Origin of the sequence: Paraburkholderia sp., from assembly GCF_049581445.1 — a bacterium.
Classification (GTDB): domain Bacteria; phylum Pseudomonadota; class Gammaproteobacteria; order Burkholderiales; family Burkholderiaceae; genus Paraburkholderia.
The window spans coordinates 1-11,620 of sequence record NZ_JBAURZ010000406.1; the positions used below are offsets into that span (position 1 = coordinate 1).

At 61.7% G+C, this 11,620-nt stretch carries 11 protein-coding genes; 3 read left to right on the forward strand and 8 right to left on the reverse strand.

Features of this window, described 5'->3' with window-relative positions; translation table 11 throughout:
- Nucleotides 1–532, reverse strand: a 532-nt coding sequence (locus tag WCA85_RS35130; RefSeq protein ID WP_424070372.1) for an HAD family hydrolase, incomplete at its 3' end; no start/stop codon positions are given.
- Nucleotides 533–657: 125 nt separating this feature from the next.
- Nucleotides 658–1,557: an acetylglutamate kinase gene (gene argB, locus WCA85_RS35135; RefSeq protein WP_424070375.1), complete on the reverse strand. Its 900-nt coding sequence runs from the start codon at nucleotides 1,555–1,557 to the stop codon at nucleotides 658–660.
- Between the two features lie 195 nt (nucleotides 1,558–1,752).
- Here argB and WCA85_RS35140 point away from each other — a divergent pair, with 195 nt between their 5' ends.
- Nucleotides 1,753–1,992 (forward strand): cysteine-rich CWC family protein, encoded by a 240-nt coding sequence (locus tag WCA85_RS35140; protein WP_424070391.1) that lies wholly within the window; start codon nucleotides 1,753–1,755, stop codon nucleotides 1,990–1,992.
- Nucleotides 1,993–2,078: 86 nt separating this feature from the next.
- On the opposite strand, the gene WCA85_RS35145 is transcribed toward WCA85_RS35140, so the two are convergent.
- Nucleotides 2,079–3,713: a hypothetical protein gene (locus WCA85_RS35145; protein WP_424070377.1), complete on the reverse strand. Its 1,635-nt coding sequence runs from the start codon at nucleotides 3,711–3,713 to the stop codon at nucleotides 2,079–2,081.
- Nucleotides 3,714–3,814: 101 nt separating this feature from the next.
- Between WCA85_RS35145 and WCA85_RS35150 the strand changes: the two genes are divergently transcribed.
- Both WCA85_RS35150 and WCA85_RS35155 read left to right on the forward strand, forming a co-directional pair.
- Nucleotides 3,815–5,125, forward strand: coding sequence for an ATP-binding protein (locus WCA85_RS35150; protein ID WP_424070379.1), 1,311 nt, complete (start codon nucleotides 3,815–3,817; stop codon nucleotides 5,123–5,125).
- The gene (locus WCA85_RS35155) at nucleotides 5,122–5,664 is read left to right on the forward strand and encodes a response regulator transcription factor (protein ID WP_424070381.1); all 543 of its coding nucleotides are present in this window, start codon (nucleotides 5,122–5,124) and stop codon (nucleotides 5,662–5,664) included. The genes WCA85_RS35150 and WCA85_RS35155 overlap by 4 nt, the downstream gene beginning before the upstream one ends.
- Nucleotides 5,665–5,825: 161 nt before the next feature.
- Here the strand turns inward: WCA85_RS35155 and hslU are convergent, their stop codons facing one another.
- The 5 genes from hslU to WCA85_RS35180 form a co-directional block, all read right to left on the reverse strand.
- On the reverse strand, nucleotides 5,826–7,172 hold the full coding sequence (hslU, locus tag WCA85_RS35160; RefSeq protein ID WP_424070383.1) for an ATP-dependent protease ATPase subunit HslU: 1,347 nt from the start codon (nucleotides 7,170–7,172) through the stop codon (nucleotides 5,826–5,828).
- Between the two features lie 9 nt (nucleotides 7,173–7,181).
- Complete coding sequence (gene hslV, locus WCA85_RS35165; RefSeq protein WP_424070385.1) at nucleotides 7,182–7,718, reverse strand: ATP-dependent protease subunit HslV; 537 nt, start codon at nucleotides 7,716–7,718, stop codon at nucleotides 7,182–7,184.
- Nucleotides 7,719–8,217: 499 nt separating this feature from the next.
- A complete protein-coding gene (dksA, locus tag WCA85_RS35170; RefSeq protein ID WP_137959514.1) occupies nucleotides 8,218–8,637 on the reverse strand; it encodes an RNA polymerase-binding protein DksA in 420 nt (139 codons plus the stop codon).
- Nucleotides 8,638–9,226: 589 nt separating this feature from the next.
- Complete coding sequence (locus tag WCA85_RS35175; protein WP_424070387.1) at nucleotides 9,227–10,312, reverse strand: CobW family GTP-binding protein; 1,086 nt, start codon at nucleotides 10,310–10,312, stop codon at nucleotides 9,227–9,229.
- 234 nt (nucleotides 10,313–10,546) lie between these two features.
- Nucleotides 10,547–11,620: class I SAM-dependent rRNA methyltransferase (locus tag WCA85_RS35180; protein WP_424070389.1), on the reverse strand; the 1,074-nt coding region annotated here is incomplete at its 5' end.

Genomic DNA, 11,620 nt, shown 5'->3' on the forward strand with positions numbered 1-11,620 from the left:
CGTGTGCGTCGCGCATGGCCCGGCGCAGCATCCCGGCGTCGGGTTTGGCGCGCCAGCCGCGGCGGTCGCGCATGTGTTCGATGGCGATCACGCGCTCGAACAGCCGCTCGATGCGTAACTCGGCCAGCACCGCGCGCGCGTATTCTTCGGGCGCATTGGTGAGCACGATCTTGCGGCCGGGAAGCGCGGCGACAAGGCGCGCGAGGCCGCGCTCGCTGCGTACCATCGAAGGCAGGTCGGGGAAGGTATGCACGACCTTCAGGAAATCGTGTGGATCGATCGCGTGGTGGCGCGTCAGACCTAGCAGCGCCGCGCCGTAGCGCTCGGTGTAATGAGAGCGCAGGTGGTTGGCCTCATCGCGCTCCACTCGCAGTGTGTCGATGATGTACTGCGTCATGCCCCGGTTGATGGCCGGAAAGATCGAATGCGACGCGTGATGCAGCGTGTTGTCGAGATCGAAAAGCCAAACCGGACTGCCGCCCGCGATGTGCGGTCGACGTCGTTTAGCGTGTCTTGAGGGAAAGGTGCGCATGGTGAGGGAGAGCTGGGGCCGGTTTTTTGCCGTCGCCGCACAAACAGGATAGCGAGCGGGCGCCAGCGATCCATCGTCCAGCCAGCGTGTGCGGCCCGCAGGACGGACCGCACACAGAGAGGGCTTTAGTGCGAGCGGATCATCGTGCCGAACGGCTGTTCGGTGAGAATTTCCAGCAGCACGGAGTGCTCGATGCGGCCGTCGACGATGTGCACCGAGCGCACGCCGCTCTTCGCGGCGTCGAGCGCCGAGGAGATTTTCGGCAGCATGCCGCCGGAGATGGTGCCGTCCTCGAACAGCGCGTCAATTTCTCGCGCGGACAGATCGGTGAGCAGGTTGCCTTCCTTGTCCATCACGCCGGGGATATTGGTCATCATGACGAGCTTTTCGGCGTTCAGCACGACTGCCAGCTTGCCCGCGACCAGATCCGCGTTGATGTTGTACGACAGACCGTCTTCACCGAAGCCGATTGGCGAGATCACCGGAATGAACGCGTCGTCTTGCAGCGCCTTCACCACCGCCGGATTGATCGCCTCGACCTCGCCGACCTGACCGATATCAATGTACTGGCCGGGATTTTCACGATCCGGCATGAGCATCTTGCGCGCATGGATCAGTCCGCCGTCCTTACCGGTGAGGCCAACTGCCTGGCCGCCGAAGTGGTTGATCAGCGTGACGATATCCTGCTGCACTTCACCGCCGAGCACCCATTCAACGACTTCCATCGTCTCTTCGTCGGTGACGCGCATGCCCTGGATGAACGTGCCCTGCTTGCCGATCTTCTTGAGTGCCTGGTCGATCTGCGGACCGCCACCGTGCACGATGACCGGATTGATGCCGACCAGCTTGAGCAGAATCACGTCGCGCGCGAAGCCTTGCTTCAAACGCTCTTCGGTCATCGCGTTGCCGCCGTATTTGATGACCACGGTCTTGCCGTGATACTGGCGAATGTAGGGCAGCGCCTCGGCCAGGATTTCAGCCTTGAGGGTGGGCGCGATCTGCGAGAGGTCGGGAATTTCGGACATGGCGGCAGGCTCAGGCACGGAACAGTTGAAACACGGCGAATTGTACAGGACTGGCGCGGTGCAGCAGGGTTTTCCACACGTGATTTGGCCGTGGGTGGTCCGGTGATTTCGCAGTGCGCAATGGCGCTTTCAACCAGCATGCGGGACGTGGCATTATTTCCACACCGGATGTCCGGTGCCTGTCTCGGGATTGTCATGAATCCGCCCGCTTCACAAGCGCAGGTGAAGAGCGTGCGTTGTCCGCGCTGCGGCAGCGTCTTCGACTGCGGGATGCACGCGCCGCCGCCCGGATGTTGGTGCAAGGCCATGCCGGCGTTGCCCGCTGACCGGTTGGAGCCGGGCGGGCGCTGTCTTTGTCCGGAATGCCTGGCGGCTGAAATTGCCCGTGCGCACGCGGCAGGTCCGATGGGTCCTCGGGGCGCCAACGACGGCTAGTACCTTGCGCAAGCCGAATGCGTGGTGCAAACCGAGTGCGTCGTTAAACCGGATGCGCCGCGCAACTGGACGCCCCTGGCGGCACCCTATGTGCGCTGATTGATCAGCGTTTTCAGATCCCGCGTGACCTCTTCCATGACCGGCCCCCAATCGCCGAACTCGCGCTGGCGGTAGAGCGTGGCGGACGGATACCAGGGGCTGTCGCGTCGCTCCAGCAGCCACGTCCAGTGTGGATTCGCGTCGAGCAGCACCCATGTGCGCTGACCGATCGCTCCAGCCAGATGGGCGACCGACGTGCAAACCGTGACAACCAGATCGAGCGCGCTGACAAACGCAGCTGTGTCGTCGAAAGTTTGAAGGTCACCAGTGTGGTCGATCATGGTCAGGCCGGCCTCCCGGACGGCGGCGAGATCCGCCGCAGCGCCGGGTTGCAGAGAATAGAACGCGGCACCTTGGATACCCGCTAATGCCGCGGCGTAGCGCTCCCAGCCCACGCGGCGAAACGGATTGCGCTGATGGTCGAGGCTGCCGGTCCAGGCCAACCCGACCTTGAGCCGACGCTCACTAGCAAAGCGCGCGCGCCAGACCGCGCTGGCAGCAGGATCAGGATGCAGATACGGAACGGTCTCGGGCAGCGTGTTGCCAACCGTGCCAAGCACGAGCGGCACGCTCAGCAGTGGGATTTCATAGTCGAAGCGCGGCAGGCATTCGACGCCGCCGCCCGCTGAATACATGTCCGCGTATTGCGCCAGGCTGCGTTCGAGCAACGCGCCCATCTGTGGAAACGAGTTCCATACGAGGCGTCCGCCTTGTGCGTGGACGCGTCGCGCCAGCAGGGGAATAAAGCGGCAGCACTGCAGCAGGTCACCCATGCCCTGCTCGCCCCATACCAGCAAGGTTTTTCCCGCGAGCGACTCGCCCTGCCACTGCGGCGCCGGGAATGCCGGCCGCGCGCCGCCTAGTTCGCTTGAACCTTGCCAGCGCGCCTCATGCGCCGCCCAGCCATGCTCGTAGTTTCCACGCGTGAGCTGGAGCATGGCGAGATTGGACCGCATCGACGGATCGCCAGGTGCGCGTTCGCAGGCATGTTGCGTGAAGCGCTCGGCCTCCTCCCAACGTTGCGCTTCCTTGAGCGCCAGCGCATAGTTGTTCAGCGCCAGCGGGCTCCCAGGCGCCAGTTGAACCGCGCGTTCGCCGGCTTGCAGGGCGCGTGGCAAATTCATGGCGAAGCGGCTCGCCTGTGTCAGATTGGTCCATGCATCGCTGTCGAGCGGGTTGGCCAGGAGCGCGCTTTCCAGCAGGCTCACCTGTTCAGATATGTTCTCGCGAATGATCGCGAGCGCCCCCGCCAGATTGTTGCGCAGTTGCGGCAGTTCGGGATTCAGCGCGAGCGCGCGGCGGTACGGCGCGAGTGCGTCGCGATGGCGATTCGCCATTTGCAGCGTGTAGCCCAGGCGAAAGCTGGCGACCGCATCGTCGGTGCGCAGTTGCGCAATAATGGCGGCGAGCGCGATGGCGTCGTCGTGGCGGTGCTGTTCGAGCAGCGCCTGGGTGACGTGCTGGAGGGCAGCATCGTCGAGCACCTGCAAAAGAGCGGCGGCATCGAGCCAGATTGACCCCGCCTCGGTCTGGCCATTCTGCCGGGCCAGCGCTGCACGTTGCAGAAAAATCAGAAAGGCCGTCCACGCGGGGTGGCCGGGGGCGGAAATCATATGCTGCATGAATCTATCCTGGTAGTGGCACGATGTTTGTCAAGCGGCCGATGGTGCCGTCGAAACCCATCGCCGTATTTAGGACAGATCCGAACAGGTAGACTCCTGTCATGCATCGTATAACCAACACCGGCCGGGTCAACCTGGGGCATCTTTTCTGGCTGCGCAGTCTGGCAATCATTGGTCAGCTGCTCACTATCGCGGTCGTCCAGATCTTCTTCGGCGTGCACCTACCGGTGCCGGCCATGCTGCTCGTGATCGGCCTGGAAATGATCTTCAACGGACTGACCTGGATTCGCGTCGCGAAGCAGCGGCCCGAGTCCAATCTCGAACTGTTCGGGCAACTATGGGTCGACCTCGGCGCCTTGTCGGCATTGCTGTTTCTTTCAGGCGGCACCACCAATCCATTCGTCTCGTTGTATCTGCCCTCGCTTGCCATTGCGGCGGCGGTGTTGCCGTGGTATCTGATGGTGTGGCTCGCTGCCTTTGCCGTGGCTTGCTACGCAGTGCTTGGTTTCGATTCGGTGCCGCTGAATCTTGATAACCCCGCCAATCTGTTCGACTACTACCGCGCGGGCATGTGGGTGAACTTTACGGTGAGCGTCGGACTGATTGCCTGGTTCGTCGCGCGCATGTCGCGTGGGCTGCGCCTGCGCGACGCGGCGCTCGGCGACGCCCAGCAACGCCTGTTGCGCGATGAGCGTGCCGTGGCGCTCGGCGTACAGGCTGCCACGGTGGCGCATGAGATCGGTACGCCGTTGTCGACCATTGCCATGCTCTCCGAAGAATTGCGCGACGCTGCCCGCACCGACCAAGGTCTTACGCCCTACAAGGCTGACCTGGAGTTGCTCGAACAGCAAATGACGCTATGCACGTCGGCACTGGCGAGGCTGCGCACGCGCGCATCGACTACGGTTACGCGGCAGCCGGTCGGAGAATGGCTGGAGTCGTTTGCGCAGCAGTGGCGTCTGCGCCATCCGCACGTCAAATTCGAGCAACTCGGCACGGCGCCTGCTGAATTCAATCTTGACGACACAGTCGCGGTCAGCCAGATTCTCACCATCTTGCTTGACAATGCGGCGCGCGCGAGCCGCGATCACGTGACGCTTGCGGCGCGCTTGTCGTCGCACGGCGATCGGATTGAATTTGAAGTGTGCGACGCCGGGCCGGGTATTCCGGCGTCGCTGCGCGGCTCGCTAGGCGCGATGCCGGTCGACAGCACGCAAGGCGGGCATGGCGTCGGCTTGTATCTGGCGTTTTCGGCAGCGGCGCGGCTACACGGCTCGATCGAGCTGTCGGATGTCCGCGAGATCAAGCCGCGCGGCACCCGTGCGGTGCTGCGCCTGCCCGCGGCGGACCATCCATCTTCCGGCGTGGGCCGCACAGGCGCCGCGTCATCCAATACGGAGAAACAGGCATGAGCGACATGAATTTTCTGGTGATCGACGACGACGAAGTATTCTCCGGCATCCTCGCACGCGGTCTGACGCGGCGCGGCTATACGGTGGCCGAAGCACACAACGCCGAAGAAGCGATCAAGCTCGCGAATCAGCAGAAGTTCGGGCAGATCACCGTCGATTTACATCTGGGCAACGATTCGGGACTTACGCTCGTTGCGCCGCTGCGCGAACTGCAGCCCGATGCGCGCATGTTGGTTCTGACGGGTTACGCGAGTATCGCCACCGCCGTGCAGGCAGTGAAGGATGGCGCCGACAATTATCTGGCGAAGCCGGCGAACGTCGAGACGATCCTTTCAGCACTGCAAAGCGAGGCGAGCGCGCTGCAGGCGGACGAGGCGATTGAACATCCCACGCCGCTTTCGGTGGCGCGGCTTGAATGGGAGCATATCCAGCGCGTGCTTGCCGAGCATGGTGGGAACATTTCAGCAACGGCGCGCGCATTGAACATGCATCGGCGTACGCTGCAGCGCAAGCTGGCCAAGCGGCCGGTCAAGCAGTAGCGAACGTAGCCGCGCGGCGGCTGGAATGAGAAACGGGCGGCCCGTTGTGGGGTCGCCCGTTTTACTTTGCACTATCGAGACAGCGGTATGCCGCGGGGTATGAAACGTTTCATGTGCCACGCGCAGCACGCGCATGCGCGGCTCAGCGTGTCAGCGAGACATCACAGCACATAGCGCGACAGATCTTCGTCGTCCGCTACTTCGTTGAGCGCACGATCCACATACGCCGCATCTATCCTCACGTTCGTACCCGCATGATTGCCGGCCGAAAACGACACTTCCTCAAGCAGCTTTTCGATCACCGTATACAACCGACGCGCACCGATATTCTCAGTCTTCTCGTTCACCGAGAAAGCGATCTCTGCGAGGCGGCGGATGCCGTCTTCAGCAAAATCGAGCTGCACGTCTTCCGTTGCTAGCAGTGCCTGGTATTGCTTGACGAGGCTCGCATCGGTCGAGACGAGAATCGATTCGAAGTCGTTGACGGAGAGCGAATCAAGTTCGACGCGAATCGGAAAGCGGCCTTGCAGTTCAGGGATCAGATCGCTCGGCCTGGCGAGATGGAATGCACCGCTGGCGATGAACAGAATGTGATCCGTCTTTACCATGCCGTACTTCGTGTTGATCGTCGTGCCTTCGACGAGCGGCAGCAAATCGCGCTGCACACCTTGGCGCGATACCTCGCCGCCGCCTGCTTCGCTACGCGAGGCGATCTTGTCGATTTCGTCGAGGAACACAATGCCGTTCTGTTCGACGTTCTGCACCGCCCTGGTTTTCACTTCCTCGTCGTTGAGCATCTTGCCGGCTTCCTCATCCGTCAGCACCTTCAACGCTTCCTTGACCTTCAGCTTGCGGCGCGTTTTCTTGCCGCCACCCAGGTTCGCGAACATGGAACGGATCTGCTCGGTCATGTCTTCCATGCCCGGCGGCCCCATGATGTCCATGCCGACTTGCGGCTGCTCAACATCGAGCTCAATTTCCTTGTCGTCGAGCAAACCTTCTCGCAGGCGCTTACGGAACGTCTGACGCGTCGTGCTGCCTTCATCCGCTGTGTCTGCCGCGCTCGAACTGGCGCCGAAGCCAACCGGCCGCGCGCTCGGCAACAGGATGTCGAGAATCCGGTCTTCGGCCTGATCTTCGGCCTTCGTGCGCACCTTGCGCATCTCGGTTTCGCGCGTTTGCTTGATCGAAATTTCCATCAGATCGCGCACGATGCTGTCTACATCGCGGCCCACGTAACCCACTTCCGTGAACTTGGTGGCTTCGATCTTGATGAACGGCGCGTCGGCGAGTTTAGCCAGACGCCGGGCAATTTCCGTCTTGCCGACGCCTGTCGGTCCGATCATCAGAATGTTTTTCGGCGTGATTTCCTGGCGCAGCGGCTCGCCAACCTGTTGACGGCGCCAGCGGTTGCGCAGCGCCACGGCGACGGCTTTCTTGGCGCGGCCTTGGCCGATGATGTGCTTGTCGAGTTCCGAGACGATCTCGGCCGGGGTCATGGTGCTCATCGTGGGTCCTTACTCGATCGTCTCGATAACGCGGTTGTGATTCGTATAGATGCACATGTCGCCAGCAATCTGCAGTGATTTCTCAACGATTTCGCGCGGCGACAGGTCGGTGTTGTCAGCGAGTGCCTTGGCCGCTGCCTGAGCATAGGCACCGCCTGAGCCGATCGCGCAGATGCCGCCTTCGGGATCGAGCACGTCGCCGTTGCCGGTAATGACGAGGGTGGTGTGCGCGTCGGCGGCAATCAGCATGGCCTCAAGCCGACGCAGCATACGGTCGGTGCGCCAGTCTTTGGCAAGTTCGACCGCCGAGCGCGTGAGATTGCCCTGATGCTTCTCGAGCTTGGCTTCGAAGCGGTCGAGCAGCGAGAAGGCATCCGCGGTGCCGCCGGCGAAGCCGACCATCACCTGGCCGTTATAGATGCGCCGCACTTTCTTCGCACCGCCTTTCATGACGATGTTGCCGAGCGTCACCTGACCGTCGCCGCCCAAGGCGACCTTGTCACCGCGGCGCACGGAAACGATCGTCGTGCCGTGAAATTGCTCCATATGCGTTCCTTTTGCTAAACGGGTAGGACGCGGCAGCGCGCGTGCGCCACAGCGCCAATGCGCTACCACTTGAATCCGGTTGGGCGGACGGCGCGTGCTTTATGGCCCGATGAAAAGCGGGCCGAGCGCGCTCGTGCAACGCATGTCCGATTTATTTTAGGGCGTGCGCGGTCATATCAAGAGCTAGCCGGATGGCCAGGCCGGGAAAAATACGGGAAATTTACGCAGCGCGGGATGTGGAACCGAATCCGCGACGGTCAGGACCGTCGCAGCCGCGCAATTGACGTGGCGTCAAGCCTTGGTGCCGCAAGTATGCAAGCGGGATGCACGGGAGAGGGGACCGGAAGCCCGCGCGGCCGACCTGCTGATAACGTACGGCCGTAGCCACGGTGGCCGCACAGGAAGGCGTGGCACCAAAAGAAAAAAGGCGCACAGTTCACCGTGCGCCTCTCGACGAAGCAACGTGATGCGGCGCGGGCCCGAGCCGCGCCTGTGGCGTTCAGTCGCCGAACAGCTTCTGGCGCAGTTCGCGGCGTTCCTGCGCTTCGAGCGACAGGGTAGCCGTTGGCCGTGCGAGCATACGGGGAACCCCGATCGGCTCGCCAGTTTCTTCGCACCAGCCATATTCGCCCGATTCGATGCGTGCAAGCGATTGCTGTACTTTCTTCAGCAGCTTGCGTTCGCGGTCGCGCGTGCGCAGTTCCAGCGCATGCTCTTCCTCGATCGTTGCGCGATCGGCCGGGTCCGGCACGATCACGGTTTCGCGCAGGTTTTCGGTCGTTTGGCCCGCATTGCGGAGAATTTCCGCCTGCAGCTGTTCAAGCTTATTCTTGAAGAAAGCGAGCTGATCCTCATTCATGTAATCCTTGTCGCTCATCTTCAGGATTTCGGCTTCGGTCAAGAGTCGTTTCGTCGTCATCTGGCTTGCTTCTTCAATGTGAGGCAAAACTCTTACAGGATGCCCGCACTTTCGTGTTGCCCGCAAAGGCGCCTTGGACGGGCTCTTTGAGCGCGGGCGAACACGGACGTTAGGCTGTCGTGACGCCGAAGCGTCGGGCGCTAATGCGGGGCCGAACTCCTCTGGAAACGATCTTCAAATGCTCCTGAGGCCATGCTTTACCGGCGACGCGGCCTGTCGAGGCGATGCGCCAGCCAGCTTTTTGGCGTGATGCTCCCCGGACTAGGTTTTCCGGCGCCGTATTGAACCCAGCGCGGGTTACGCGCGACCGGGCATTTCGTTCTCATTCTCCAGTGGGCACGTATTGTAACTGAATCATAATCCGGCACCGCAATGGGAAGGAATCGCCCCGCTGCACGCCGATATCCCGAAAATATAACGCGCGCACGGCCAAAAAGCGATGGCCGTGCATGATTCCTGCAACAGGGTTTTCACGCGTTTTTCGCAATTCACGTGATTTCGGCCTGCTTTCGGCCTGATTCGGGTTCAGCACAGGCTCTCTGACCCAGTAGCATTTGGCGTTCCCGACGCCTTTTCCCCGGGCCTTTCGTCAGACCAGGCAGGCCTGCAGACCGTCTGTGATCAGGTCTTGCGGCAGTTCGATGCCGATAAACACCATCTTGCTGTTCTTTTTCTCGACCGGTTGCCACTTCGCGGCCAGATCGCTGCCCATCATCTGATGCACACCCTGGAACACCACTTTGCGGTCCACGCCCTTCATGTACAGCACGCCCTTATAGCGCAGCAGCCGCTCGCCATAAATCTGCAGGATGCCGCCGAGAAAGTCTTCCAGCTTGTTCGGATCGAACGGACGCTCGCTGCGGAACACGAACGATTTGATCTTGTCGTCGTGATGCGCGTGATGGTGATGGCCGTGGTCGTGCCCTTCATGATCACACTGGCCATGATCGTGGTCGCAATTCTCGTGATCATGGGTGTGGCCATGCTCGTCGTGCGCATGGGCGTGGCTATGCGCGTGCTCGTCTTCGGCAAGGAAATCGGGGTCGATTTCGAGCTTGGAGTTCAGATTGAAGCCGCGCAGATCGAAGATTTCCTTGAGGTCGGCTTCACCAAAATTCACGACTTTGATCGCCGCGCGCGGGTTCATGTGCAGCAGGCGATGGCGCAGATCGTCCATGGCCGCCTCGTCCACCAGATCGGCTTTCGTCACGAACAGGCGATCGGCGAAGCCAACCTGGCGTTGCACCACTTCGTGCTCGTCCAACTGGTGGTTGGCGTGCTTCGCGTCGACCAGCGTGATGATCGCGTCTAGCAGGAATTCGTCGGCGATTTCGTTATCCATGAAGAACGTCTGCGCCACCGGGCCGGGGTTAGCCAGACCCGTAGTCTCGATTACGACGCGGTCGAAATCCACTTCGCCGGCGCGCTTTTTTGCCGCCAGGTCGCTGAGCACGCGCGCCAGGTCGCCACGAATCGTGCAGCAGATGCAGCCGTTGCTCATCTGGATGATCTGCTCATTCGAGTCCTGCACGAGGATCTCGTTGTCGATATTCTCTTCGCCGAACTCGTTCTCGATCACGGCGATTTTCATGCCGTGCTTTTCGTTCAGGATGCGCTTGAGCAGGGTGGTTTTACCGCTGCCGAGAAAGCCGGTCAGGATAGTGACGGGAATCATGGTGGTCGCCTGTTTGTGCATGAATCGGAATGCGTATCGAAGCCGGCGGCCAAAGCCGCGCAGCTCGCGCTGGTCGGTTATTGAAACATATCTGTCAAGCCGCTGCTGGCCAGGCCCAGAAATCGGCCTTAAACCCGGGCTATAAATCCAGCTTAAAGGCCGAATTAAAGCCCGGGTCTGAAGGAGGGGTGTGAGCCCTCAGCAGCAGAGGAAATATTCCGAAACTATGGGCGATCAGGCGATTTGCAACAATAGGCCTTTCAGATATTCGCCCTCAGGAAATGCAGTGAGAAGCGGATGATCAACGCCAGCACAGAGGCGCTTCAGGATGCGTGCGTCGACGCGCGCATCGGCCGCCGCACCGGCAATGATCTTCTGGAACAGTTCGGCGTCGATTGCGCCCGAGCACGAATAGGTGAAGAGCAGGCCGCCCGGGCGCAGCAGCTTGAGCCCAGTCAGGTTGATGTCCTTGTAGGCACGTGATGCCCTGTCCACATGTTCGCGCGACGGCGCGAACTTGGGCGGGTCCAGCACGACCAGGTCGAAACGCTCGCCGTCGTCGTAGAGGCGGCGCAGGGTCTTGAACGCGTCGGCGTCGAGCCAGGTAGCGCGCTCCGCGTCGAAGCCATTGGCGGTGACGTTTTGCTGTGCCAATGCGAGGGCCTCGCCGGATGAATCGATCGAGACCACACGTTTCGCGCCGCCTTTAAGCGCCGCCAGCGAAAAGCCGCCGGTATAGCAGAAGCAGTTCAGCACCTCGCGGTCCTGCGCCAGCTCCTGCACGAGCGCCCGGTTGTCGCGTTGGTCGACGTAAAAGCCGGTTTTGTGGCCGTTGCGCACGTCCACGTGATAACGCACACCGTTTTCGCTGGCGATCAACGGGTCGGACGGCGGTTCGCCGGCCAGCACGCCGGTCGTCTGTTCGAGACCTTCCTTTTCGCGAATCGACACATCCGAGCGTTCGTAGACATTCGGACAGCCAGTCGCGTCGATCAGCGCGGCGACGATCGCCTCTTTCCACGTCTCCACCCCGGTTGCCATGAACTGGCAGACGAGTTGATCGCGCTGGCCCGCTGCGTCGGCGACGTAGTGGTCGACGATCAAGCCTGGCAAGCCGTCGGCTTCGCCGAAAATCAGCCGCACGGCGCCGGTGTTGTGCACCATCGCCTTGCGGTGCTCGACTGCGCGCTGCACGCGGCGCTTGAAGAAGGCATGGTCGATCGGCTCGCTCTCGTCGAAGCTCCACACGCGCGCCCGGATCTGCGAGTGTGGGCTGTAGGCGGCTCGCGCAAGAAAGCGGCCGTCGTG